This window comes from Actinoalloteichus caeruleus (assembly GCF_049311605.1).
GTDB lineage: Bacteria > Actinomycetota > Actinomycetes > Mycobacteriales > Pseudonocardiaceae > Actinoalloteichus_B > Actinoalloteichus_B caeruleus.
Window position 1 is genome coordinate 5523769 of record NZ_CP186005.1, and the last position, 25411, is coordinate 5549179.

Consider the following 25411-nt stretch of genomic DNA (forward strand, 5'->3'; position numbering starts at 1 on the left):
CTACAAGCCATCCGAGGCGCGCGGAGGGCCCCCAACCAGGGGGTATGTCACACCCGGGCGCTCGGCCGGCACCAGTGGGGTGACCGGCGCGGGGGTCAGCGGCACAGCTCCCCGGAGACGTGCCGCAGGTCTCCGTCGTCGATCCACCGGCCGGCTGGTGTTCGGCGCGTCGAGGCCGCTCACGGCGTCGATCTGGGCAAGGTTCCAGTCGTGTTCTCGCATAGTCGCGTTCTCGCGTAGTCGCGTTGTCGCATAACTCGCTCCGGCCTGATTTCTTCCACGGCGATACCGCTTTCCGGCAGTCTGAAGCGGCGATCATTCAGCGACAGGAGGAGCCGAGATGGGCAAACGCGACGCGGACCGAGATGGACAGGGCGAACCGCAGCCGGACAAGTGGGAGAACTGGGGGGAGAAGGATGACGGCAACAAGCACGACGGCGACGACAAGGAGTAGGTGACCGTGACCGAATGGCGCGAACGGTTGCCCGTGCCGCGTGAGCGGTTCATCCCGGCCGTGGTGTGGGTCGAGGACCCCACCTCGGACGGCTTCACCTCGGTGACCCGCGAGGACGACGAAACCCGCTGGCGTGCTCTGGTCGAGCAGGACGAACCGGTTGTCACTCAGGTAGATGACGGTCAGACGCGGCCCGGCGAGGTCGGTCTCCAGCCGTCCAGCTCGTGCAGTCAACCGTCGCTGGTCGCCGCCATGCTCGACCATCTCGACGTGCGCGAGGGCCACCGGGTCCTGGAGATCGGGACCGGTACCGGCTGGAACGCCGCTCTGCTGTCCGAGCGCGTCGGGAAGGGCGGGCACGTGGTGTCGGTCGAGGTGGACCCTGTCCTCGCCGACACCGCACGCCGTGCGCTGACTCGTGCTGGCCATCGCCCCGTCGTGGCGACGGCGGACGGCACCGAGGGGTACCCACCCGGTGCCCCGTACGACCGCGTGATCTGCACGGCTTCGGTCCGGAGGGTCCCTCGATCGTGGATCGACCAGACACGGCCAGGCGGCGTGATCGTGAGCCCGTGGGGTACCGACTACGGGGATGACGCGCTGACCCGGCTGGAAGTCCACGAGGACGGCTCGGCGGCCGGCCGGTTGGGTGTGAGCCTGGCGTTCATGCGTGTTCGCCACCAGCGACGGGTCTACCTCGACCCCACCGATGACGAGGCACGCGAGGCGGACAGGAGCGTGACCACACTCGGCGGACGTGAACTGTTCGAGGTGACCGCGTTCCCTCGTGCGGCCCTCACGATCGGGCTCCGGGTGCCGAGTTGCTATCTCACCGTGGAAGACCTGGACGACGACCACCGGATGATCGAGTTCCACGACGCGGGTTCTCGGTCATGGGCACGGGTAGCGATGGTGCGTGGTGCCGACGCGTTCGAGGTCCGGCAGCGTGGCCCCCGCCGACTGTGGGACGAAGTGGACGCGGCGTACTCCTGGTGGCTCGACGCTGGCAAGCCGACCTCGGACCGGTACGGGCTCACGGTTCAACAGGATGGCACGCACGACGTGTGGCTCGACGCGCCGGACAGCCAGCTCCGGTGGTCACTCGGCCTCTGATCGGCCGGAGCCCGAGGTCGCGACGAACCCTCCAGGACGCGGAGGCGGCTCCGTCGCCCGCCGGTGCGCCGGCCCTCTGTCCGCGTGCTGGGCCCGAGCGATCCGCTCGCTCACCGGCCAGCATCCGCCTCGACCGTGCGTCGAGCCGAACCAGCGCGTCAACCCGTGACCGTCACCCGCGGCTGCCGTCGTCGAGCGGGGACCGGCGGCGCACGCGGCGCGGCCGCGAACTGGTGGCGCTCGTCCGTGCGGTTCGGCGGCCGGGCCGTGCCGTAGCGCTGTGCGCGCGTCCGGTCGCGAGTCGAGGACGTCGCTGAACACCGATCGGACGCCACGGTAGGTCGCCGGGCGGAGGGCCCCCGACCAGGGGGTATGTCACACCCGGGCGCGCGGCCGGCACCAGTGGGGTGACCGGCGCGGGGGTCAGCGGCACAGCTCCCCGGAGACGTGCCGCAGGTCTCCGTCGTCGATCCACCGGCCGTTGCCCAGCTTGCGGAAGCCGTTCTCCACCGTCTCCTGGGTGCCGGTCACCACTCCCCGGTCGAGGCCACCGATGGTGGGCTCGTCGTGCGCCGGCCCCGCTCGGACCGGGGAGTGACCGGCCACCACCTCGTACTCGCAGGGGCTGCCGAACAGGGGCCGCAGCCGGCGTTCCTGGTGGGCCGCCCCGTCCCCGCTCTGGTCCATGACGATGACACCGACCCCGAGGACCGTCGCTCCCACCAGAGCCCACACCCGCTTCGACGCCACCTCGACCATCCCCCGATCCACCAGGTCGCCCGTCAGAGAACCGCGGTTCCAGGTTGGGTCACCTCGGCGGCCACTACCGACCCACTCCCGCCGAATCCACTCGTTCGGGGGTGGTCCACGGCTCGGACGCCGGGCGGGTGCGCGGGGGCGGGCGCGGCGTGCGTGGCCGTCCTGGAGGAGCGGGAACGCCGTCGGCCCCCGAACCCGTGGGGGTTCGGGGGCCGACTCGGGTGCCGTGCCGGAGGGGGCGTCGTGCCCTCGGTCAGGCGGCGACCTTCCTGGCCAGGTTCTCGTCCAGGGTCGCCAGGAACTCCTCGGTGGTCTGGAACGGCGTGTCGCCGCCGACCAGGAGGGCGAGGTCCTTGGTCATCTTGCCGCTCTCGACGGTCTCGATGACGACCTTCTCCAGCGTCTGCGCGAAGCCGACGACCTCGGGGGTGTTGTCCAGCTTGCCCCGGTGGGCCAGGCCCCGGGTCCAGGCGAAGATCGAGGCGATCGGGTTCGTCGAGGTGGGCTTGCCCTGCTGGTGCTGCCGGTAGTGCCGGGTCACCGTGCCGTGGGCGGCCTCGGCCTCGACGGTGCGCCCGTCGGGGCTCATCAGCACGGAGGTCATCAGACCGAGGGAGCCGAAGCCCTGCGCCACCGTGTCGGACTGCACGTCACCGTCGTAGTTCTTGCAGGCCCACACGTAGCCGCCCTCCCACTTCATGGCGGCGGCCACCATGTCGTCGATGAGGCGGTGCTCGTAGGTGAGGCCCTTGGCGTCGAACTCGGCCTTGAACTCCTTCTCGAAGATCTCGGCGAACACGTCCTTGAACATGCCGTCGTAGGCCTTGAGGATGGTGTTCTTGGTCGACATGTAGACCGGGTAGCCGCGCTGCAGGCCGTAGGAGAAGGACGCGCGGGCGAAGTCCTCGATCGACTTCCGGTAGTTGTACATGCCGAGGGCGACGCCGCCGCCCTCCGGGAAGTTCGCGACCTCCAGCTCGATCGGCTCGCCCTCACCCTCCGGGGTGTAGGTGATGGTGACGGTGCCCGGGCCGGGGACCTTGAAGTCACTGGCCTTGTACTGGTCGCCGTGGGCGTGCCGGCCGATGATGATCGGCTGCGTCCAGCCCGGCACCAGCCGGGGGATGTTCGAGATGATGATCGGCTCGCGGAAGACGACGCCACCGAGGATGTTGCGGATGGTGCCGTTCGGGCTCCGCCACATCTTCTTCAGGCCGAACTCCTCGACCCGCGCCTCGTCCGGCGTGATGGTGGCGCACTTGACGCCCACCCCGTGCTTGTTGATCGCGTTGGCCGCGTCGACCGTGATCTGGTCGTCGGTGGCGTCCCGGCTCTCGATGCCCAGGTCGTAGTACTCAAGGTCGACGTCCAGGTAGGGGTGGACGAGCTTGTCCTTGATGAACTGCCAGATGATCCTGGTCATCTCGTCGCCGTCGAGCTCGACGACCTTGCCCTCTACCTTGATCTTGCTGCTCATGGCGCCGGAGCGCTCCTCTCCCGTGTCACCGCGTACCGTCCAAGCGGTACAAGCGTACTGGTATACGTGCGGTGCTGGACAGGGCGTCGTCCACGAATCACGGTTCGGTCTGACGGCTCGCCGCCCGCTCCACGTCGACGACACCCGGTGCCGACGACCCGTGCCGGGCGTGTCTCGCGGACCCTCTAACCTCCCAAGATCGGGTGACCTTCGGGAGGGCACATGGCGACGGGGCCGACACACGCCATCAGCGGGCTGGCCACCTGGGCAGCGGTGACGGCCCTGGCCAACACGCACAGCATAGGCCAGCTGTCCCCGAAGACCTGGGTGGTCGGGGCCACCCTGGCCTCGGGAGCCGCGCTCCTCCCCGACATCGACCACCCCAACTCGACGGTGGCCCGCACCTTCGGCTCGGCCAGCAGGGGCGTCTCGGCCGCCGTGAACACCATCAGCGGCTGGGTCTACAAGGTCACCAAGACGAAGAAGGACTCCAACCGGGACGGCGGCCACCGGGGGCTGACCCACACCCTCGTGTTCGCCCTGCTGATGGGGGTCGTGACGACGGCCGTCGTCCAGGCCAGCGACGGCGGGGCCCTCGCCGTCCTGATGTTCGTCTTCGCCGGGTTGGCGATCCGGGGGATCATGCACCAGTGGTGCCCCCGCCGGGACGCCACCCTGATCACGGTGGCCTCGTTGGTGCTGACCGTGCTCTGCTGGGCCTGGGCCGGCACCGAACCGCACAACCCGGCGGTGTTCGGCGTCGCGGTGATCCTGGGCTGCACGGCGCACTACCTGGGGGACGCGATCACCCAGCAGGGCTGTTCGATGTTCTGGCCGGTGCCCATCAAATGGAAGACCTGGTATCCGGTCCGGTTACCCAAGGCCTTCCGAATGAGCACCGGGAGCAAGGTGGAAATGGTCGTCGTACTGCCACTGCTCACGGTCGCCGCGACCATTCTCTCGGCCATCGTCCTCTACCGAACGGGGGCGGCCCCGTGGCTCGCCGAGTTGGGGATCCTGAACCGCTAGCGGCACCGCTCGACCATCGGTGCTGGTGGCGGGCACATTTCCGTCCCACCAGTTCGTCGATCCGTTCGACGAACCCTTCGTTCGAGGCCGCGACGAACAACCGGCCGAGCGCGACCGGAAGTGTTCCGCCACCCTTTTTCCCAATACGGGGAGACACCAGCGACGACCACCCGAACAGCGCAATCTTTCCTCGGATCGGATCTGTTGGTGGGGAATTTTCCTCCGTAGCGTGCGGAATGCCAGCACCTGTCGAAGGGAGTGCTCACCACATGTTCACTCAACGAATCCGGCGTGCGGCCGGAGCGGCACTGCTTGGTCTTCTCCCCCTCCTCGGCGTCACCGCGTTCGCCGGAACCGCGCAGGGCCACGGCTGGACCCAGAACCCCGCCAGCCGCCAGGACCACTGCGCGTCCGGCGCCGTCACCGGCTGCGGCGAGATCCAGTGGGAGCCCCAAAGCGTTGAGGGTCCGAAGGGGTTCCCCGCCTCGGGCCCGGCGGACGGCACCATCTGCGCCGGCGGCAACGGCCGGTTCTCCCAGCTCGACGACCCACGAGGGGCGGGGTGGCCGACGACCCCGCTCACCAGCGGAGCGAACCACGAGTTCCGGTGGCGGATCAGCGTCTCGCACGCCACCAGCTCGTGGCGGTACTTCGTGACGCGCGACGGCTGGAACCCGAACCAGCCGCTGAGCCGGGCCCAGCTGGAGCCGGCGCCGTTCCTCAGCCTCGACTACGGCGGCCAGCGGCCGCCGTCGGTCTTCGCGCACAGCGGAACCCTGCCGAACAAGAGCGGTCACCACGTCATCCTGGCGGTGTGGGACATCGCTGACACCGGGAACGCCTTCTACGCCTGCTCGGACGTCCGGTTCAGCTGACAGCCGAACCCGCTGCCCAGGGCGGTCCTGCCGGCCGGAGCCCACGACAACTTCGCGTCACCCTCGGTAACGTGCGCTACGGGCCGCGAGTCCGGCCCGAACCGAGGGCGGAGGAAACGCACATGAGGTTGAGCGTGAGGTCGTCGGCCGGCAGGGCCCGGCGCGCGGTGGGCGTGGGCGTGAGCGCCCTGGCGCTCGGCGCGCTGCTGGTGGGCTGCGGAGAGGTCCAGGAAGCCCAACAGGAGCTGAGCAACGCCATCGACCAGGGGCGTGAACAACTGGAGCAGGGCCAACAGCAGATCGACAAGGCGACCACCTGCGCCGAGGCGCTGGGCATCGTCGGTTTCTTCGAGTCGGTCGGCAACGCGGTCTCGAATCCGGAGGAGACCGCTCAGCAGGCACGGGAGCGCGCCGAGGAGCTGGCGACCCTGGCGGCCGAGACCACCGACGAGGACGTGGCCAACGCGCTGCGGGAGATGAGCGACTCGGCGGCCAACCTGGCGGAGAACGGCGTGGGGTCGGACACCGTCGAGACCGTCGAGAACCAGGTCCAGGTGCTGCGGGACGCCTGTCTCTGACCCGTGCCCACCGTGGTTCGGTCGGTGGTTCGCGGCCTGGCGAGGGGTGGTCGTCCCGATCCCCTCGCCACCGGCCTGCGTCGCGCCGGTCACTTCCGTAGCCTGGATGGCGGAGGTGACCAGCGATGCGAGCGGATGTAGGCGACCGGCTGCACATGCACAGCAGGACCGTGGGCCAGCAGGACCGCACCGGCGAGATCGTCGAGGTGCGCGGCCCGGAGGGCGAACCGCCCTACCTGGTCCGGTTCCCCGACGGGAGCGAGGCCCTGATGTTCCCGGGGGCGGACTGCCTCGTCGAGCCCCCCATGCCCGAGCACGGCTGACCCGGGCCGCGGTCTTCGCCGGCTGGCGGGCCGTGGCCACGGCGGCACCGAGCACGTCGGCGTCGCCCCCAGGAGGACGACGCCGACCTTCCCCGCTCGGGGCCGATCGAGCGACCCCGAGAGCGTGTTCAGAGGCTCTGGACGTCGGCCTGCTTCGCGCGGACGGCCTCGGCGGCCTCCTTCAGCGCGGCGAGCTCGGTGTCGGTGAGGTCGCGCTCGACCACCTTGCGCACGCCCTCCCTGCCCAGCTCGGCGGTCACGCCCAGGTAGACGCCGGAGATCCCGTACTCACCGTCGACCCACGCGCACACCGGCAGGACCTCACCGGAGTCCTCGTGCACCGCCTTGGCCATCCGGGCGGCGGCGGCCGAGGGAGCGTAGTAGGCGGACCCGGTCTTGAGCAGCGCGACCACCTCCGCGCCACCGTTGCGGGTGCGGGTGACCAGTTCCTCCACCTTCTCGGCCGGCAGCGCCTCGGTCAGGGGCGTCCCGTCGACCGAGGACGCGGAGGGCACCGGCACCATGGTGTCGCCGTGCGAGCCCAGCGTCAGGGTGGTCACGGAACCCACCGGCACGTCCAGCTCCTCGGCCACGAAGTTCGTGAACCGCGCGGTGTCGAGGATGCCGGCCTGGCCGAGCACCCGGTTCTTCGGGAACTCGGTGGCGATCTGGGCGAGGGCGGTCATCTCGTCCAACGGGTTGGAGACGACGATGACGACGGCCTCGGGCGCGTGCTTGGCGACGTTCTCCGAGACCTGCCGGACGATCTTGGCGTTGGTCTCGATGAGGTCCATCCGGTTCATGCCCGGCTTGCGGGGAAGACCGGCCGTGATGATCACGATCTCGGCGCCGGCGATGGCCTCGTAGCCCTCGCCCTTGGGGCCGGTGGTCTGCCCGACGACCCTGGTCTCGAAACCCTCGACGGCCCGGGACTGGTTCATGTCCAGGGCGAGCCCCTCGGGCTTGCCTTCCAGGATGTCGGTGAGCACCACGGTCTCGAAGATGTCGTACTCGGCCAACCGCTGGGCCGTGGTGGAGCCGTAGAAGCCGGCGCCGACGACGGCGACCTTACCGGAACGTGCCACTTGGGGGGTCCTCCCGATCCGCGTCTTGGGTGGGTTCCCCGGGCGCGACGCTGGGCGGGCACGGCGACGTCACGTTCGTCGTGAGCCAACCCGGAATCACCTGTTCGGCGACGGCCACGGCACCGGGACCGCGCGCCGGCAGGGGCCGGCGCGCTGGGAGATTACCAAGCCGGCGGGCGGCGGAACCCCCGGTGGTGAGCAGGGTCTCCACCGGGAGCGGGCGTCCACCGCCGCACGGGGGAACGCCTCGTCCGACCTCCGCGCCGCCGGAGCGCCGGTGGCGCACGAGGGCGCCACCGAGTCCTCAGTGGCCGGCGAGCAGGGCGTCGAGTTCCACCCGCAGCACCTCCTCGGGGTCCACTCCGGTGGCGGTGAACTGCCCGACCAGCGCGAGGCTGATGAGGCCGTGGAGTCGTGCCCAGCACCGGACCGCCCGCAGGGCCACCTCCGGCGGGAGGGGCTCGCCCCCGCGGGCGTCCACCCAGCCGGCGAGCTGGTCCCGGAGCGGTCCGCCGCTGACCGCCCTCGTCTCGGCCGGGCCGGGCGGGAGCTCCGCCAGGACGTCGAACAGCACGGCCATCGGGCGGAACGCCTGCTCGAAGGTGTCCTCGGGGGCCGCGTACCCGGGCACCGGCGCCCCGAACAGGAGCAGGTACCGGTGCGGCATCTCCGCGCTCCACGTCCAGAGCGCGTGGACGAAGGCCCGCAGGCGGAGTTCGGGGTCGGCCTCGCCCGCCCCGGGCACGGCCGCGTCGACGGCCTCGGCCAGCCCCCGGTAGCCCTCGCGCACCAGCTCGGTCAGCAGGGCGTCGCGGTTGGCGAAGTACCGGTACAGGGCGGGGCCTGTCAGGCCCATCCGGCGGGCGATCGAGTTCAGCGAGAGCGCCGCTCCGCCGCCCTCCGCGACCTGCTCCCACGCCAGGTCCTTGATCTCCCGCAGGGTCAGTTCCCGGTAGCGGGCACGGGGCGGGCGTCGGGACGACGGGCTCGCGGCCTCGGGCACGACTGGTCTCCTCACTACTGCCGATGACGGGCGCGGCGACCCGCGCTTGACAGGCCCAGGGTAACTGGCGCATTCTTTGGTTACAGGCTCTAACGAACGTAACAAGCAATAGCTAATGTGAGGCAGCATGGTCAGGCAGATGGAACTGAGCGGGCTCGGCGGCCCGGAACGTCTGGTCGCCCGCGAGCGGGAGGTGCCCGGGCCCGGCACGGGCGAGGTGCGCATCCGGGTGGAGGCGAGCGGAGTCGCTTTCGCCGAAGTGCAGATGCTGCGCGGCCGCTACCCGATGCAACCCCGCTTCCCCTTCGTGCCCGGTTACGACCTGGTCGGCCGGATCACCGCCGTGGGGCCGGAGGTCGCCGGCCTCGCGCCGGGCGACAGGGTCGCGGCCATGCCCCGCACCGGGGCCTGGGCGGACGAGGTGGTGCTCCCGGCCTCCGAGGTCGTCCCGGTTCCCGCCGGGGTGGACTCGGGAGACGCCGTCGCCCTGGTGACCAACGGTGTGACCGCCTGGCAGCTGGCGCATCGCAGCGCACCGGTGGGTCCGGGCCAGACGGTGCTCGTGCACGGGGCGACCGGCGGCGTGGGCGGTCTGCTCGCCCAACTGTGCCGGCAGGCGGGCGCGACGGTCGTGGGCACCGCGTCGGAGGCGAACCAGGAAGCGCTCCGAGCCGAGGGCGTCGTTCCCGTCGACTACCGCTCCCCCGACCTCACCGAACGGCTCCGCCGCCACGCACCGCACGGCTACCACGCCGTGTTCGACCACCTCGGGCCCCGGAGCGTCGCCCGGTCACGCGCCCTGCTCGCGCCGGGCGGACGGGTCGTCAGCTACGGGTCGGCGGCGACGCTGCGCGACGAGGGCGGGCCCCTGCGCCCCTACCTGCGGATGCTCGGCGGGTTGCTGTGGTGGAACACGCTCGGCGAACCACGGCTCACCCGGCGGCGCCGGGTCTCCCTCTACTACGTGCGTCCCGGGCGGAGGTTCCGCGAGGACCTGGGCACCGTGCTCGGTCTGCTCGCGGCGGGCACCCTCACGCCGGTGGTCCACTCCCGGCACCCGATGTCGCGGGCGGCCGACGCGTTGCGGATCCTGAGCCGGGGCGGCGTGCACGGGAAGATCGTGTTGGTGGCCGACCAGGAGCGGGGCACCTGAGGATGGGCTGCGAGGCCGGCCATGCCGGACTCGGCGTCTCCCGGTGGAAGGGTCCGCGGGGCGGGGCGCGGCGGGGCGCGGCGGGGCGCGGCGGTCCGAGGGCGCGGCGGGGCGGGACGCGTCGAGGTCCGCGCTCCCGCGTCAGCCCAGCGGGCCACCCTCGATGGTCAGGGCGACCAGCACCACCATGCCGCCCAACAGGCCGTAGAGCAGCACGTCCACCCCGCGACCCCGGATCTTTAACAGGCCGGCCTGCTCGTCGGCCAACAGGACCCGCAGCCCGGCGGCCAGCAGGAGCGCGCCGCCCAACAGCACGGACCCCTCCCGCCAGTGCCCCATGAACACCCGGACGAAGCCGAGCACCACCACGGCGATCACCAGCAGGAAGGAGAACTGGGGCGCCGTCGCCCGCCCCTTGGGGCGACCGCTCACGCGCGGTCCGCCGCCCGCTCGGCGGCCTCCACCACGTTCAGCAACAGCATGGCCCTGGTCATCGGACCGACCCCGCCCGGCATCGGCGCCAGGTACCCGGCGGTCTCCCGCGTCTCCGGCGCGACGTCACCCACCAGGCCCTCGTCCGTGCGGGTGATGCCGACGTCGAGGACCGCCGCCCCCGGCTTGATGCTGTCCGGCCGGACCAGCCCGGGAACGCCGGCGGCGGCCACGACCACGTCGGCGCGCCGCAGCTCCGCGTCCAGGTCCCGGGTTCCGGTGTGGCAGAGGGTGACCGTGGCGTTCTCCGAGCGGCGGGTCAACAGCAGCCCCAGCGGGCGCCCGACCGTGACCCCTCGGCCGACCACGGCCACGTTCGCCCCGGCGAGCGGCACGTCGTAGCGGCGCAACAACTCGACGATGCCCCGGGGGGTGCACGGCAGCGGCCCCGGCTCGCCGAGCACCAACCGGCCGAGGTTGACCGGCTGCAGGCCGTCGGCGTCCTTGGCGGGGTCGATGCGCTCCAACACCGTCCCGGCGTCCAGCCGCCCCGGCAACGGCAGCTGCACGAGGTACCCCGTGCAGGCCGGGTCGGCGTTCAGCTCGTCGACGGCCGCCTCGACCTCGCCCTGGCTCGCCGTGGCCGGGAGGTCGACGCGGATCGACTCGATCCCCACCTTCGCGCAGTCCCGGTGCTTGCCCCGGACGTACGCGTGGGACCCGGGGTCATCGCCGACGAGGACCGTCGCGAGCCCCGGTGTCACCCCGCGAGCGCGCAGCGCGTCGACCCGCTGCCGCAACTCCGCGAAGATCGTGTTCCTGGTGGCCTTGCCGTCGAGGATCGTGGCGCTCACGGGCCTATCGTTCCAGACCCCGACCCCGCCGGGTTCGGCCGGGCACCACCGCCAGGACCGCGCCGAGCAGTGTCAGCGCGCTGCCAGCCAGGGTCGCCACCGACATCGGCCCGTCCGTGGCCGGCAACACCAGGTCCAGCAGGACGGCCCCGGAAAGCTGGCCGGCGACCGCGCTCATCGCGAACACCAGCACGCCGGTGTGGCGGACCGCCACCGCGCCGATCGCGATGAAGAGCACGCCGAGCGGCCCGCCGACGTAGAGCACGGGCTCGGCCGGCAACGGGGCCGGCCGGTCACCGAGGACGAGCAGAACGGCCAACGCGACCAGCAGACCAGTCAGACCGACCACGAAGTTCACCAGCGTCGGCGGCAGCGGAGACCGGGCCACCACGCCGACCTGGCCGTTCACCGCCTGCTGCCAGGCGATGGCCACGCCGGCCAGCGCGGGCAGCACGGCCAGCCCGAGCCGGGAGGGGTCGCTCAACTCCCCGGACATCGCGATCACGACGGCGCACAGCGCGATCACCGCGCCCACCATCCGCAACCACGTCACCGGGCGTTTCCCGCCCGGCCCGACACCCAGCCGATCCACGACCATCCCCGAGGTGACCTGTCCGGCGACCACCGCGACCGTGAACACCGCGACTCCCACGCTCCCGACGGTCAGCCCCTGGCTGAGCACCAGGAAGGCCCCGCACAGCCCGCCGAGGCAGTGCCACCACCGCAACCTCGGTTCGCCGGGGGCCGCTGGTGACGGTGCCCGAGCACCGGAACCGGTGGTGTCGCGAGGCCGGGACGACGAGGAACCGGGCGAACCGCCGCCGGAGCGCAGCGCCGCGAGCACACGTCCCAGGCCCCGGCGCGCGGTGGGAGACGCCAGGGCGAAGAGGGCGACGAGCAGGAGACCGGTCCCGAAGGACACCACGGCCGCCGCGACCCCGCTCCCCAGCCGGCCCGCCAGTTCCCCGTTGACCCGCGACTGGGCCGCCATGCCCAGTCCGGCGACCACCGCGCCGGCGATGCCCAGCGCGAGGAGACGAGAGGGCTGGCCGTTCCCGGCGGTGGGGGGTTCAGTCGTCACGTCCGCTCATACTGCGCCATGTCCGGACCGGCCTCCCGCGACGGCCGGGTCAGATGTCGCGCGAGTAACACCGCGACGAGGCACCAGGACGCCGCGACCGCCGCCGTCACCGACGGGTTGGCGGCGTCGAGCAACCACCCGGTGACCACACTGGCCAGGGCTCCGCCCGCCGTGGTCGCGGCCGCGAACCAGCCGAACACCTCGGCCTGCCTCCCGGCAGGGGCGATCCGCCCCACCAGACCGTTCATCGCGGCCAGGGCTGGCGCGATCGCCAGCCCGCTGACCACCAGCACCCCGGCCAGCAGCCACGGGGAGGGATCGGGGTGGACGGGGGGCAGCACCAGGCTGATCGCCGCCAGCCCACCCAGGACCGCGCCGATCCGCAGCCACAGCCGGGGCTCGCCGCGGAGCCCCCCGGCCACGAACCCGCCCACCAGTGAACCCGCCCCCCACGCGGCGGCCAGCAACCCCGCCAGGGCCGGCGTGCCCCGATCCCGGGCCCACGCGACGATGAGCAGGTCGATCGCGATCACGGAGGCGACGAAGGCGAACCCCATCACGAGCGAACCCCGGAGCCTGGGCACCCGGAACACCGAACCACTCGCCCTCGCCGACCGGTGGGTCAACGAGGCGCGCGCCGAGAGGAGCTCCGTCCGGCTCGCGGCGAACGCGAACCCCGCCACCCCGACCAGGGCGAGGGCGGCGCAGAGCAGCACCGCCGCCATCGGGCTGACGACCGCGACGACCATCGCCGCCAGCACCGGGGCGACCACGAAGAGCAGTTCCTGGAGCGTCGCCTCCACGGCGTAGGCGGCCTCCCGCGCGGTCCGCTCGGGGATACTGGCCCACACCGCCCTGCTCACCTGGGTCACGGGCGGCATGAAGCACCCGGTGACGAACGCCACGAGCGGGGCGGCGTACCACCAGTCCGCCGGCCACCACGAGAGCGCCGCCAGCCCGCCCGCGTACACCAGCCCGGTCACCAGCAGCAGTCGAGGAACCGAACCGTGGTCGGCGGCCCGACCGCGCAGCGGTCCCGCCACCACCTGCCCGGCCGTGAGGGCTCCTGTCACGAGACCGGCGACCAGGTAGGAACCGGCCCAGTCCGCGACGAGGAACGTGAGCGCGATGGGGACTCCCGGTTGGTACAACCGCCCCAGCAGCGACCAGAGCAGCAGACTGAGGACACCTGGCACGTCGGCGAGTCGCCGGTAGGGAGCGAGCACCAGGCCAGCGTGCACCAGACGCCACCGCGGCACATCGGCTTTTCCGGCGGGCGGGCGCGGCCGGGCTACGAGGTGGTCTCCGGCCACCGGTCAGGTCCTCGTCCGCGCGAGCCGAGTCAAGGCGACCGGGGAGCCCGGGGACCACGGGACGGACGCGGCAGGTCTCCGACTTCGGAACACCGCTCCTGCCCCGCGCTCCGCTCCGCGCGCTGCGCTCTGCGCGAACACCTTCGGGCCGTCCCGCCCGCCGGGAGGGTGGGCACCCGGGTCGTCAGTCGCCCGCACAGGTGAGCCCGCCCGCAGGAGCCGACCGGCGAACATCGCTGGCCGCGCGGTGGGGAGGGCGGTCGTCCCCATTCCTCGGCGGCGCCCCGAACCGTCCGAAAGCACCGGTCATGCTCGTTACGGTTCATGTTGTTGCACGACCGCACACCGTTCGGGCGACCCCGATCGAGCGGTGGCCTCGCCCGATCCGACGAGCCTCGTCACCGGCAGCGTTGTATGCGGAACAGCACGCGTGGTTACCAGCGACAGCGGTGTTTTCGGCCCGCCAGGTGGGCGTAGTCTCAGCCGTTGTTTCCGCCCACCCCGGACCACGACTCCGGCTCCGTCAGAGAGGATGTAGCTATGTCCCGTCCGACGGCGAACAGTCCGGAAGATCAGGCAGCGCTCGCGCGAAAGATCGGCGTCGCGGTGTTGGGCGCCGCTCCGCCCGGGTGGCAGCGCATCCGGGTGGAATACCGCGCTGCCGGCCAACGAGCCGAGACGGTCGGAGAGGTCGTCGGACCCGACGGCGAGTCACAGGGCTGGGAACCGCCCGCCGAGTGCGCTCCCCTGTTCGACCAGCTGCGGCACGGCATGTACCGGCCAGGTGTCGGCACCTGGCTCTCCGCCTTCTACGTGGTGGAGCGGCCGTCCAACTACCGGATCGACGTCAACCTGAACCAGGAGCCGGGCTGGGACCCGCCGCTGCCCGACGCGGTGTACCGCGAGGAGCTCCAACGCTTCCCCCGCGCCGAGGAACACATCCCGGACTGGCTGCGGCAGCGCTTGGGCACCTCGTCACGTCCGTCCGGTGAGGACGCTCCCCGGCGTGGCGTCCCCCAGCTCGGCGATCCCACCCAGGCCGCGGAGCTCGTCCGGGAGGACGCGACCGACCTGCTGCCCGGTTCGGTGGTCGAGGAACTGCGTTCGTACACCATGGACGGTGGGCAGGCGGCGCCGAGGGCCGAGGAGCAGCACCAGAACAACGGCTTCGGTGGCCCACCGAACAACGGGTACCAACACGAGAACAACGGCTACCAGCACGGCCGCCGCGCGGAGTCAGCGCAGGAGCCCGACCGGCCCGGCGACGCGGCCGGGGACGGGGGCTTCTCCGTCGCCCGTGTCTTCGACGGCACCAGGGAGGACGGCCGCCCGATGATCAACAGGGCGGCCGTGGACCCGGCGGACCGCGAGGTCCTCCTCGCCTACCTCGACCACGCCCCCGTGGTCCTGGACACCCGGAACCCCACCCCGGATCCCTTCGGGGCGGACGGGCGGGCGACCGTACCGGCGAGCTGGCACACCGACGGTCGGTGGATCTGGTCGGCGGCGGTCGGCTACCACCTCCGCCGCCACGGTGTCCCGCCGGTGCCCGAGCTGGTGGACCACGTGCGCTCCCAGCGGTTCGAGCTCCCCCCGGTCGGTGAGGACGTGCTGGCGGCCGCCGCGGCGCTGCTGCACCAGCGGATGCCGGAGACGCGGGCGGCGGCCCAGCGCGAGCAGCAGCCCGTCCCGGACTTCCCCCTCGGCCACGGCGGGGGGTTCCGCGACGACCTCCAGGACGCGGCCACGGGCATCCTGCCGGCGGCGACGGACCCGTCCGGTCCGGAAGGCCACGACGGACCAGGACAGCGCCCCTCCACCCCGGAGGGCGCGCGTCAGCAGCACGAGCGGATCGAGGACCAGCCGGTCGAGGCGCCCGCCGAGTCGGGCGGGTACTACTCGGAATTCGACGAGGAACCCGCGTACCGGGACCCCGGCTACCCGGACGAGCGGTACGGCCAGCGCTACGAGGAGACCCCGGGATTCCCGGAACAGTCCTACCAGGACCAGCAGCCCTTCCCGGAGCAGTCCTACCAGGACCCGGTCCACCACCAGCCGGCCGAGGACCACGACCCCTCGCCGCGCCCCGACGACCAGGCGGGCTACCAGGACGGGAGCGGTGCCGGCGCGTTCCAGGAGCAGCCCGGCTTCGACGGCGGCCAGCCCTACCAGGACCCGGGGGGTTACGAACACCAGCACGACTACGAGCGCGACCACGGTTCTGAGCCGTTCCGGGACGACCGGCACTACGACGCGGACGGTCTGGACGACGAGGCCGAGGCGGCGGCGATCGAGGACGAGGCGAGCATCGAGCAGCTGCGGCAGCGGCTGAGCGACCTCGGGGTCGACCCGGAGGGTTTCCGGGTCGGCGTCGTCGAGGAGGACGTCTGGTGCCTGCTCCGCGAGGACGTCGCCGGCGAGGAGGAGACCTGGTCGGTCTTCTGGTCGGAGCACGGTGAGCGGTACGACGAGGTCCACTTCGGTCAGGTGAACCAGGCCTGCGCGTACCTGCTGGGGGCGCTGCTGATGGCGCACCCGCACGACCACGAGGAGCCTCCCCGACCGGTCGTCCAGGACACCGTCGGCGAACCGGACGACCGGCGGGCGCACCACGGGGACGAGGACTTCCGCCGCGACCAGCACGAGGAGGCCGAGGAACCGCCCCGCAACCTCCCCGACCCGTTCGCGGGCGGTGGCGTCGCGATTCCGCCGGCGAGTGGCGGCGACCCCTTCGAGGAGGGGCCACACCGTTTCGACTACGACCCGCAGGACGGTCCGCCCATGCTGGACCTGGGCATCGGCGGCGGCCCCCGGCAGATCCGGTTGCCGCTGAACCAGTCGCAGCGCGGCGAGGAGGCGCCGTCGCGCGATCTTCCCCCGGACCCGGAACCGGGTCCCGAGCAGCGGGAGGAGGTGCCGGCCGGGCACTGGCAGGACGACCCGGAGGATTCCGACCCCGCCCGGCAGGTCACCAGCGCCCTGTCGGTACCGCCGCCGGCGCCGCAGCGTCCGACGCCGCCCGTGGAACACCCAGACGGGGCGCACGACCCGGGCCAGCGCGAGCCGAGCGCCCCGCAGCACGACACGGTGGGCGGCGGCCACGAGGCGGCCGGTCAGCCACCCCGGCGGCAGGCCGCCGACGCCCAGCCGTCGGCCGCGCGGCAGCAGGCCGTTCGTGGGCAGGGCTCGGAACAGCAGAGCATCATCCGGCCCCTGAAGGGGGAGCCACCGCTCACCCTGTTCCGGGAACGTCGTCTCCTCATGCTCCAGGCGGGCACGGAGATCGACAGGTTCGGCGAACCGGACGGCAACGTCAGCTACAGCGCGGGGACCCCGTACGAGCAGCGCTCGTTGCCGCCGCAGTGGGTCAACCGCTCCTACCGCGCCTACCGGCTGCTGCGTCCGCTCCAGGTGCTGACCGGCGTGGCCGTGCCGTGGTTCGAACAGCCCGGAGGCGGCCTGGTGTACATCCTCCCCCGGTCGATCACCGACCTGGTGGATGACGGCGCGCTGGCGGAGGTGCCCGAGGCGGCTCCGCCGGCGTGACGGACCCGGTGACGACGGGGCCCGGCCCCTAGTCGACCACCAGGCCGTGGGCTGCCGCGAAGGTGATGGCCTGCGCGGCGTCCACTCTGGCACCGGCCACCGTCGCCTGCCGGAACGCGGCCGGGTCGATCAGCGCGCCACGCAGGTCGGCCTCGGACAGGTTCGTCTCGGTGAGACGTGCTCCTCCGAGGTCCGCCTCCCGGAGGTCGGCGTGGCTCAGGTTCGCCTGGAAGAGGTCCGCCTCCCGGAGGCGGACGCCGGACAGCACGACCCGCCGCAGGTCCGCGCCCGGCAGGGCCGCCAGGGTCAGGTCCGTCTCCCGGAGCCGCAGGGGTCGGAGCCGCGCGCCCTCGAAGCTCGACCCGAGCAGGGAGCAGCCCTCGAAGGTGCCGCCGGTCAGCACGGTGCGCCGGAACACGCAGGACCGGAAGGCACTGGCCGTGTGGTGGGACTCGCCGAGGTCCGCGCCGCCGAAGTCGCACCGGGTGAACGTGCACCCGACCGTCACCAGCTCCCGCAGGTCGGCCTCCGTGAAGTCGCAGTCCTCGAAGGCACGCCGCTCCCACCGCGCCCGGGGCAGCCGGGCGAAGGAGTAGTCGGCCCCCACCTCCGGTGGCTCGACGGCGGCCGGGGGTTCGGCCGGTCTGTCCGAGGAGCGCGCGGGTTCCGGGTGGTCGGCGGGGCGGGCGGGCGGGAGGAAGGGGCGGTGGGTCACCCCGTCACCGTAGGGCAGCGGTCGGACGGGTCCCGGCGACGCGGGCACCGGCCGTGCCGCGAGCGAGGCGTCCCGTCGTCGACCCGCCGCGCGCGCGGGGACCCGCTCCGGCCACACCACCCCGACCGTCTAGTCCGCTCCCATCCACTCCCCGGGGACGGCCTCGCGCAACGCCGCCAACGCCGCCGGGGTGCGCGCGCGAACCCACAACCAGGACCGGCCGTCGTCCCGCACCACGAGGTCAGGAGCGGTGAACCACCGCACGGCGGAGCCGGGGACCGCCCACACCGGGTACTCCGGCATCGGGAGTCGGCGGCAGTACCGCTCGACGAGCTCGATGTCGTCGGCATCCAGGTACCGGTTGTCCACGACACCCGCCGGGCCGAACAGCGACTCCGAGAGCACCAGCTCCACCGCCGCCAGGGACACCGAGGGCAGGAAGTCCTCGTTCCCGGCGGACAACTCGTGTTGGAGCAGGACGGGCGGGTCGGCCGCCGCCAGCTGGTCGACCGCGACCCCCCACCGGGCGGTGTCCTGGTTCTCCTCGCGGAAGACCAGCAGCCCCCCGTGCTCGTCCACGTGGAGCCTGTCGGGCGGCAGCAGCGTGTCCTGCGCGCTCGTCACGTCCGTCCGGCGGCCGAGCAGCCCGTAGAACTCGCGGAGCGCCGCCGGCAGGGGCAGGCCCAGCCGTCGCTCGGCGGCGTCCAGCTCGTCCGCCGGGCAGCCGTCCTCCGGCGCGATGCTGCTGCCGAGGCCACCGAGGTAGCGGCACAGGTAGCGCCACACGGCGGCGCGATCCGCCGGGTCGGCGGGCCAGTCCCCTGCGGGGTCGAAGGACTCGCTCACCCGCGTGACGCTACCCGGTACCGGCGACGTCGTGGGGTCCTCGCGCCGCGCGCCGGGCCACGACCCCCCGCCCGGCGGAGGGGGAGCCGCCAGGCGGTCGACGCGGGTTCCCTCGGGCGGCCCCGGGGCGGCGCGATCCGGTCAGCGGGGGCCGAGCAGGTGCCGGTTGACCGCGCGAGCCGACTCGGCCAGCTCCGGGACCTCCACCACCGAGACCCCGGCCGCCCGCAACCGCTCGGCACCGTCGCAGTCGACGAAGATCGTCGGTTCGCGCCAGGCGAAGACCACCCGCCGCACCCCGGCGGACAGGATCAGCTGGGTGCACGTCCTGGGTCGGGAGCGCCGGGCGGCGCAGGGCTCCAGGGAGCTGTACACCGTCGCACCCGGCAGTCGCGGGTCGTCGGGCCCGATCTTGGCCAGCGCCGCCTCCTCCGCGTGCACGTGCGGATCGTTCCCCTCCCGGGAGAAGCCCTCGGCGAGTGGTGTGCCGGCGGAGTCGACCACGACGGCGCCGACCGAGAAGGCCGTCGTCGAGGGCGGGCACCTCCCGGCGAGGGCGACGGCGTGCCGGAGCCAGCGGTGATCCTCGTCCGTGGCTCCCACCTGTCGTCTCCTCACGTCGCTGGTCCCTCGGCACGGGCGGGCCTCGTGGGTCCACCGCGCGGTCCCTCCTGGCCGGGGGTGATCGGCCGTTGGTGGTCGCCCGGCGGAGGCTCGTCGCCGTGCTGGGCGGACGGCGTGATGGCCCGCCCCGCAGTCTCGCATCCGGGGTTCCCCGTAGCGTCCGCGCCGGGCGGCGAGGCCGTCACGTCACCACGCCGGGGTAGGCGGATCGGCGAGCCCTCCCGGTACGGGCAGGGACCGGCACCACTCCGCGCGTTCCCGGAGCACCAGGGCGAGTTCCTCCGCGCGGCGCACCGGGAGGACGTGACGTGCCCGGTCGGTGACCAACTCCACGCCGGGTCCGGGGACGGGCTCCACCTCCTGTCCCGCGCCGCCGCGCGGGGGCGGGTCGACGGTGACGACCCGGACGTCACGCAGGTCCGCGAGCGGCACCGCCCGGTCGAGGACCGTGCGGGTCGTGTGCCGGCTGGTGATCTGGACCAACCAGCGAATCCGGTCCTCCGACACGGTGATCCGGGCGATGAGCCGTCGCCGGACCCGCAACCGGTAGCCGAGCTCGAAGCCGCTCCTGGCGACGATCCTCGGGGTGCCCGACCAGAGCAGGCGGCACGCGTGGTCGCCGACTCCCCAGGCCAACGCCGCCACCCCGAACAGGGCCACGCCCAGGACCAACGCCACCTCCGCCCTCGGCTGGTACCACCCGAACACCAGCAGGGCGAGCGCGCCGATCGACGCCGGGACGCCGGCGGCCAGGAGCGCGGCCGGTACCCACTCGTGCGGCTGAGTCGCCAGACCACGGCGCCGCAGCCTGGCCAGCACCAGGACCACCGGGAGCAGGCCGAGCCCGGGGAGCACGAGGCCCCCGGGGGAACCGCCCAGCACGAGCAACCCGGCCACCGGGAGCGCGACCGCCGACATCGGCAGCAGGACCAGCGCCCAGCGCAGGGCCGGGCGCAGCCGTGCCCACCGGGCGCGGAGCTCGGCGCGCACGTCGTTCGCGCAGCCGACCGGTAGCGAACGCGGGATCAGTCCGTCCATCGTCACGCCCGTCCCGCCGCGGTTCGGGCAGCGCGGGGCACCCGACCGCCGGGACGTCACTCCTCTCAGCGGTCCGGGGTGGGCAGTGGTGGTTCGTCGTCCTGGTCCTGGGGGCGGGACCGCCCAGCCTGGCCGATCGCGGTACCGGCGCTGATGCCGAGCTGTTCCCGCGCTCCGCTGGTGTACGGGTTCCGCCAGCCCTCGGGGGGCCGGGCGCCGACCGGCCACTGGTGGCCGTTCTCCAGCACCTCGCGGCCGTGGCTCACGTTGTTCCTGGGCGTCGAGTGCTCCGGCTCCTGGTGGGCGACGGTGGATTCCGCGAGCGCGTTGGTGCGGTCGGCCATCCCGCCCTGGGCACCGCTCACGGACCCGGTGACGGTGCCGCTGGTCAGGTTCCGGTAGTCCCAGCCGCCCCCGACCGCGCCGCCCGAGAGCTCGTGCGCACTGCCCTGGAGCGCGAACTCGGTGGCCCCCCGAGCGAGACCGCCGGCCGCGCCGGTGGCCGCGCCCCGGGCGGTGGCCCGTTCCCGGAGCGTCGACATCCGGCCCTCCGGTTCGGCACGGCGCTCGGCTGCGTTCGACATGCGATCACCACCTCGGGGAGGTGCCCAGTCTAGGCTCGTTCCCCCGCCCTCACCGGGCTTCTCCCGGACTTCGCCCGCCCCTCACCCGATCGGCGGCGGGCCGTGCGGGGACGGGAAGTCCATTGTGGCCGGGCGCTTCCGACTCCCCGTCCCGATGGCACCGCGCGGTCCGCGCTCCCGTCAGCCGGGGGCCACTTCTCGGGGCCAGCGCACGGGTGGCGGAATGGCGCGCGGGCCCCGTTGGCCACATCGGAGGGATGGCCGGATGCCACTCGGCGGTGTTGAACGATCGGGTGGCGTGGCTGACTGGTGCGGTGTACGGGCGGCTCAACCGCTTCAGCCAGGGCGGACAGCGTGCCGATGGGCGGGCAGCGGCGTCAGCCGTTCCGGGCTCGCGCCCCGCCCGGCACGCCGGCGTACCGGGCGACGGCCAGCGGCGCCGAGGGCCGGTCCGGGAGCCCGACCACCAGGAGGACGAGGAAGGACGATGGACAGGGAGACCGACCGTCCCAGGACCGTGCCCACCGCACCGGGCGGACTGCCACTCGTCGGGCACCTGCCGGCGCTCGTCCGGGGCCGGGTCTCGTTCCTCCAGGAGTTGCGCGGGCGCGGGGAGATCGTGCGGATCCGCCTCGGCCGGCACCCCACCTACGTGGTGAACTCCCCGGAGCTGCTGCACCGGATGTTCACCGTGCGGGCGGACAGCTTCGGCAAGGGCCGCTTCTTCGAGAACATGCGCCCGTACATGGGGAACGGGGTGGCGACCTCCGAAGGGGACTTCCACCACCGGCAGCGCCGGCTGATGGCCCCCGCGTTCCACCGCGTCCGCCTGGAGTCGTACGTGGCGCTGATGCGCCGCGAGGCCGAGCGGATGACCTCCCGGTGGCGCCCCGACCACCCGATCCGACTGGACCACCAGTTGCACCACCTGACGACCGTGGTCGTCGCCAGGGCGCTGTTCTCGACGAGCCTGACCGACCGGACCGCGACCAGGATCGTCCTCGCCACCGACGCCTTCGTGCGAGGTGTCGCCTGGCGCGTCCTGGCGCCCGACGCCCTCGAACGACTGCCGACGCCGGCGAACCGGCGCTTCCTCGCGGAGCGCGCGCTCCTCCAGGAGATCATTCGCGACCTGGTCGCCGACCGGATGCGGACGCCGGGGGACGATGGCGATCTGATGGCCGCGTTGCTGTCCGCGCGGGAGGAGGGCACCGACCGCGGGATGACGGCCGAGCAGCTGCACGACGAGGTCCTGACGCTGTTGTTGGCCGGCAGTGAGACGGCCGCCGGCACCATGTCGTGGCTCTTCCACGAGCTGGGGCGGCACCCGACGGTGGAGCGCCGCCTCCGGGCGGAGCTGGACGAGGTGCTGGCCGGCCGACCGGTGACGGCGGCGGATCTGCCCCGGCTCGTCTACACCCGCAGGGTGGTGGAGGAAACGCTCCGCCGCCACCACGTGAACTGGATCCTGACCCGGCGCACGCTGCACGGTGTCCGGCTCGGGCGGTACTGGCTGCCGGCGGACGCGGAGGTCCTCTACAGCATCACCGCCCAACACCGCGACCCCACCCTGTTCCCCGACCCGCTGCGTTTCGACCCGGACCGGTGGGAGACCGCCCCGCCGAAGCACGCTTTCACGCCCTTCGCCACCGGGCCCCACAAGTGCCTCGGCGCGCACTTCGTGATGACGGAGATGGTGGTGGTGGTCGCCACCGTCGTCGCGGCGTGGCGACTGCGGCCCACTCCGGACCCGGTGCGCCCGGTGGCCACGATGGTGCTGCGGCCGAACGCGTTGCCGATGGTGCCGGAACGGATCGCGAGCTCCTGACCAGGCGGTCAGGAGCTCGTCCCTGGGCAGGGGCGGCCCGGCCCTGGGTGATCCGGGCGCTCCGCCGGCCACCGCTCCGCCAGCCGGGAGCCGGGCCGGGAAGGCACGGACGACGGTAACGGTGGTGAAACCGCCACCTCGGTGGAATGGGTCCACCGGTCGCTCCCGCGACACGGTGCGGACACCACCGGAAAGGACAACACCATGCGGGTTCCTCGTCAGAACCGGATCGGCCTCGCGGCGGCGCTCTGCGCGGCAGCCGTGGGCGCGGCCGCCCTGATCGCCCCGTTCGCCGGCGCCTCGGACGACGGAGTGCCGGAGCCGACCGGGACGGAGCGGCCGGGGGAGGAGTTCCACATCGAACACGTCGACGACCTGGCGGACTCCGGCTGCTTCAGCGCCACCCAGACCGGCGACGACGCTCCCGAGGTCGTCACCGGCGACGACTGCGAGTTCCCCGAGGCACCCGAGGACGCGGTGATCTGCGGCGACGGGGCGGAGGAGGGGACCGAGGTGGTCGGCTCGGTCACCGTCGAGGCCAGTGCCGACGGCGTGGTCTGCGAGGTGGAGGGCGAGGACATCACGAGCTAGCCACGGCCTCGGCCCTCGCCGGCCGCCGGCAGCCTGAGCCGCACCGTCAGCCCGCCGCCCCTTCGTGGAGAGGCGTCGACCGTTCCCCGGTGGGCGCGGGCGACCGAGCGGACGATGGACAACCCGATCCCCGCGCCCCGGTGGGAGTCGGTGCGTTCGGGCTGGCCCCGGCGGAAGGGTTCGAACAACCGGGGCAGGTCCTCGGCACGCACGACGGGACCGCTGTTGCCGGCCACCAGCTCGACGTCCGCGCCCACGGTGGCGGTGCGGACGTCGAGCCACCCGCCGGAGTGGTTGTGGCGGATGCCGTTGTGGACCAGGTTGGTCACCAGCTGTTCGAGCAGCACCGGGTCCCCGAGCACCGGGGCGGCGGCGGGGGACACCGTGAACCGCACCCCGGCGAGTTCGGCCGTGCCCTCGACCCTGCCGGCCACCCTGGACAGCACCTCGCCGAGATCCACGGGACGCGGGTCCTCCACCGTCCGGTCGCTGCGGGCGAGCATCAGCAGCCCCTCGATCAGCCGTTCCTGGCGGGCGTTCACCTCCAGGAGCTGTCCTCCCAGGTCGCTCATCCGCTCGTCGGCGTCCGCGTCGCTCACGGCGTACTCGATCAGGGCGCGGTTGACCGCGAGCGGGGTCCGCAGCTCGTGGGAGGCGTTCGCGACGAACCGGCGCTGACCGTCGAAGGCGCGGTCGAGCCGCTCCAGCATGTCGTCGAAGGTGTCGGCCAGTTCCCTGATCTCGTCGCGGGGCCCGGTCAGCGCCACGCGCTCGTGCAGGCTCCGCTCGGCCACGCGTCTCGCGTGCGCGGTGACCTTGCTGAGCGGTCGCAGGGCACGTCCGGCCATCAGCCAGCCGATCGCCACCGCGAGGACACCGGCGACGGCCAGCGCGACGAGGGACTGGTCGAGCAGGTCCGCGAGGGCGGCCTCCCGCGCCCGCTGGGTGGCCTCCGCGATCTCCGAGGCCAGCCGGTCGTCCACGGGTTCGACGGAGACGCCTCGCGACTCGCTGCGCACCACCCCGTCCACCTCGGTCGACCGCCAGTGCTGGTGGACGACCTGGCTGAACGCGGTGTCCGCCAGGTGCGTGCGCAGGCCGCGTTCGGTCAGGGCGTGGTTGATCGCCACCAGCGACGCGCCGCTGACGAAGAAGACGAGCCCGTACCAGGCGGTCAGCCGGGTGCGGACGCTGACGTCCGGCAGCAGGAGACGCGGCCTGGACCTCACCGGATCCGGTAGCCGACTCCTGGGGTCGTCTCGATCACGTCGGGCTCCCCGAGGGCTCGCCGGAGGCGGAGCACCGTGAGTCGTACGACTCCCGTGAACGGATCGACGTGTTCGTCCCATGCCTTCTCCAGCAGGTGTTCGGCGCTGACGAACGCGCCATCGGCGCGGAGGAGTTCCTCCAGGAGGGTGAACTGCTTGGGCGAGAGTGCCACGAGTTCGCCCGCCCGGCGGACCTCGCGCAGGCCGGGGTCGAGCTCGATGCCGGCGCGCGACAGCACCGGGGGCGCGGCGGGACGGCTGCGCCGTCCCAGGGCTCGCACCCTGGCCACGAGTTCGGCGAGCGCGAAGGGTTTGACGAGGTAGTCGTCGGCGCCGAGCGCCAGACCGGCGACCCGGTCCGGAACCTCGGCCGAGGCGGTGAGCATCAGCACCCGGGTGGTCGCGCCGGAGGCCACGAGGTCCCGGCACACCTCGTCCCCGTGGACCAGCGGCAGATCGCGGTCGAGCACCACGACGTCGTAGTCGTTGACCACCAGGCGCTCCTGCGCGCTCGCCCCGTCGCCGACCACGTCGGCGACGACGTGGTCCCGCCGCAGTGCCGCCGCGACGACCTGGGCGAGCATCGGCTCGTCCTCCACCACCAACACCCGCATCCGCGACGTCCTCCCGACCGGGCGGCCCCACCACCACGGGGGACCGACGACGGCCCGGACGTTATCCCCGCCCGGCGTTTCACCGACGTTACGGCCGTGGTGCGATCCCCGGCATCGTCGCCTCGGTCGCCGGGGGAGGCGCCGTGGCCCGCGCGGCGGTGGGAACGGAGGCCCTTCGATCGTGGTCGGGGAGGTGGTCCCCGTCGGGGCGGGGAGGTCGAGGACGGC

The 25411-nt window shown here is 72.9% G+C and carries 24 protein-coding genes; 9 read left to right on the plus strand and 15 right to left on the minus strand.

Annotated elements, in window-relative coordinates; translation table 11 throughout:
* Positions 1-460 precede the first annotated feature (460 nt).
* Positions 461-1567 carry a methyltransferase domain-containing protein gene (locus tag ACOJVX_RS22705; RefSeq protein ID WP_418152911.1) on the plus strand — a complete coding sequence of 369 codons (1107 nt, stop codon included), beginning with the start codon at positions 461-463 and terminating at the stop codon, positions 1565-1567.
* A gap of 423 nt (positions 1568-1990) precedes the next feature.
* Here the strand turns inward: ACOJVX_RS22705 and ACOJVX_RS22710 are convergent, their stop codons facing one another.
* Complete coding sequence (locus ACOJVX_RS22710) at positions 1991-2326, minus strand: hypothetical protein (protein ID WP_030226442.1); 336 nt, start codon at positions 2324-2326, stop codon at positions 1991-1993.
* 253 nt (positions 2327-2579) lie between these two features.
* Positions 2580-3803 carry an NADP-dependent isocitrate dehydrogenase gene (locus ACOJVX_RS22715; RefSeq protein ID WP_026419427.1) on the minus strand — a complete coding sequence of 408 codons (1224 nt, stop codon included), beginning with the start codon at positions 3801-3803 and terminating at the stop codon, positions 2580-2582.
* A 222-nt stretch (positions 3804-4025) separates the two neighbouring features.
* Here ACOJVX_RS22715 and ACOJVX_RS22720 point away from each other — a divergent pair, with 222 nt between their 5' ends.
* The 4 genes from ACOJVX_RS22720 (at position 4026) to ACOJVX_RS22735 (ending at position 6608) form a co-directional block, all read left to right on the plus strand.
* Positions 4026-4832 carry a metal-dependent hydrolase gene (locus tag ACOJVX_RS22720; RefSeq protein WP_026419428.1) on the plus strand — a complete coding sequence of 269 codons (807 nt, stop codon included), beginning with the start codon at positions 4026-4028 and terminating at the stop codon, positions 4830-4832.
* A gap of 269 nt (positions 4833-5101) precedes the next feature.
* On the plus strand, positions 5102-5707 hold the full coding sequence (locus ACOJVX_RS22725; RefSeq protein WP_418152912.1) for a lytic polysaccharide monooxygenase auxiliary activity family 9 protein: 606 nt from the start codon (positions 5102-5104) through the stop codon (positions 5705-5707).
* A 122-nt stretch (positions 5708-5829) separates the two neighbouring features.
* The gene (locus ACOJVX_RS22730; RefSeq protein ID WP_051314111.1) at positions 5830-6285 is read left to right on the plus strand and encodes a hypothetical protein; all 456 of its coding nucleotides are present in this window, start codon (positions 5830-5832) and stop codon (positions 6283-6285) included.
* 125 nt (positions 6286-6410) lie between these two features.
* Entirely contained in the window at positions 6411-6608 is a 198-nt protein-coding gene (locus tag ACOJVX_RS22735) for a DUF1918 domain-containing protein (protein WP_026419430.1), read from the plus strand.
* Positions 6609-6736: 128 nt separating this feature from the next.
* On the opposite strand, the gene mdh is transcribed toward ACOJVX_RS22735, so the two are convergent.
* Positions 6737-7693: a malate dehydrogenase gene (gene mdh / locus ACOJVX_RS22740; RefSeq protein WP_026419431.1), complete on the minus strand. Its 957-nt coding sequence runs from the start codon at positions 7691-7693 to the stop codon at positions 6737-6739.
* A 304-nt stretch (positions 7694-7997) separates the two neighbouring features.
* Positions 7998-8696 carry a TetR/AcrR family transcriptional regulator gene (locus ACOJVX_RS22745; protein ID WP_026419432.1) on the minus strand — a complete coding sequence of 233 codons (699 nt, stop codon included), beginning with the start codon at positions 8694-8696 and terminating at the stop codon, positions 7998-8000.
* Between the two features lie 127 nt (positions 8697-8823).
* Between ACOJVX_RS22745 and ACOJVX_RS22750 the strand changes: the two genes are divergently transcribed.
* Entirely contained in the window at positions 8824-9849 is a 1026-nt protein-coding gene (locus tag ACOJVX_RS22750) for a medium chain dehydrogenase/reductase family protein (protein WP_103056005.1), read from the plus strand.
* A 141-nt stretch (positions 9850-9990) separates the two neighbouring features.
* On the opposite strand, the gene ACOJVX_RS22755 is transcribed toward ACOJVX_RS22750, so the two are convergent.
* From ACOJVX_RS22755 to ACOJVX_RS22770, 4 genes are read right to left on the minus strand one after another with little or no spacing between them, the layout of a single operon-like run.
* Entirely contained in the window at positions 9991-10281 is a 291-nt protein-coding gene (locus tag ACOJVX_RS22755) for a DUF3017 domain-containing protein (RefSeq protein WP_016696836.1), read from the minus strand.
* Positions 10278-11135, minus strand: coding sequence for a bifunctional methylenetetrahydrofolate dehydrogenase/methenyltetrahydrofolate cyclohydrolase (locus ACOJVX_RS22760; protein ID WP_016696837.1), 858 nt, complete (start codon positions 11133-11135; stop codon positions 10278-10280). The genes ACOJVX_RS22755 and ACOJVX_RS22760 overlap by 4 nt, the downstream gene beginning before the upstream one ends.
* A 4-nt stretch (positions 11136-11139) precedes the next feature.
* Positions 11140-12216 (minus strand): DMT family transporter, encoded by a 1077-nt coding sequence (locus tag ACOJVX_RS22765; protein WP_016696838.1) that lies wholly within the window; start codon positions 12214-12216, stop codon positions 11140-11142.
* A complete protein-coding gene (locus ACOJVX_RS22770) occupies positions 12213-13442 on the minus strand; it encodes an MFS transporter (protein ID WP_081715578.1) in 1230 nt (409 codons plus the stop codon). The genes ACOJVX_RS22765 and ACOJVX_RS22770 overlap by 4 nt, the downstream gene beginning before the upstream one ends.
* 627 nt (positions 13443-14069) lie before the next feature.
* Between ACOJVX_RS22770 and ACOJVX_RS22775 the strand changes: the two genes are divergently transcribed.
* Entirely contained in the window at positions 14070-17075 is a 3006-nt protein-coding gene (locus ACOJVX_RS22775) for a TNT domain-containing protein (protein WP_026419436.1), read from the plus strand.
* Between the two features lie 28 nt (positions 17076-17103).
* Here the strand turns inward: ACOJVX_RS22775 and ACOJVX_RS22780 are convergent, their stop codons facing one another.
* From ACOJVX_RS22780 to ACOJVX_RS22800, 5 genes are all read right to left on the minus strand, one after another.
* Complete coding sequence (locus tag ACOJVX_RS22780) at positions 17104-17790, minus strand: pentapeptide repeat-containing protein (protein ID WP_418152919.1); 687 nt, start codon at positions 17788-17790, stop codon at positions 17104-17106.
* A gap of 129 nt (positions 17791-17919) precedes the next feature.
* On the minus strand, positions 17920-18636 hold the full coding sequence (locus ACOJVX_RS22785; RefSeq protein WP_337662266.1) for a hypothetical protein: 717 nt from the start codon (positions 18634-18636) through the stop codon (positions 17920-17922).
* 141 nt (positions 18637-18777) lie between these two features.
* Complete coding sequence (locus ACOJVX_RS22790; RefSeq protein ID WP_245588857.1) at positions 18778-19239, minus strand: dCMP deaminase; 462 nt, start codon at positions 19237-19239, stop codon at positions 18778-18780.
* A gap of 207 nt (positions 19240-19446) precedes the next feature.
* A complete protein-coding gene (locus ACOJVX_RS22795) occupies positions 19447-20298 on the minus strand; it encodes a hypothetical protein (RefSeq protein ID WP_026419440.1) in 852 nt (283 codons plus the stop codon).
* A gap of 65 nt (positions 20299-20363) precedes the next feature.
* A complete protein-coding gene (locus ACOJVX_RS22800; protein WP_422647082.1) occupies positions 20364-20882 on the minus strand; it encodes a hypothetical protein in 519 nt (172 codons plus the stop codon).
* A gap of 487 nt (positions 20883-21369) precedes the next feature.
* Here ACOJVX_RS22800 and ACOJVX_RS22805 point away from each other — a divergent pair, with 487 nt between their 5' ends.
* Both ACOJVX_RS22805 and ACOJVX_RS22810 read left to right on the plus strand, forming a co-directional pair.
* A complete protein-coding gene (locus ACOJVX_RS22805) occupies positions 21370-22710 on the plus strand; it encodes a cytochrome P450 (protein WP_026419442.1) in 1341 nt (446 codons plus the stop codon).
* A gap of 204 nt (positions 22711-22914) precedes the next feature.
* Entirely contained in the window at positions 22915-23301 is a 387-nt protein-coding gene (locus ACOJVX_RS22810; protein ID WP_155886197.1) for a hypothetical protein, read from the plus strand.
* Here the strand turns inward: ACOJVX_RS22810 and ACOJVX_RS22815 are convergent.
* Positions 23298-24530: a sensor histidine kinase gene (locus ACOJVX_RS22815; protein WP_051314113.1), complete on the minus strand. Its 1233-nt coding sequence runs from the start codon at positions 24528-24530 to the stop codon at positions 23298-23300. The genes ACOJVX_RS22810 and ACOJVX_RS22815 overlap by 4 nt on opposite strands.
* On the minus strand, positions 24527-25183 hold the full coding sequence (locus ACOJVX_RS22820) for a response regulator transcription factor (RefSeq protein WP_026419444.1): 657 nt from the start codon (positions 25181-25183) through the stop codon (positions 24527-24529). The genes ACOJVX_RS22815 and ACOJVX_RS22820 overlap by 4 nt, the downstream gene beginning before the upstream one ends.
* Positions 25184-25411 lie beyond the last annotated feature (228 nt).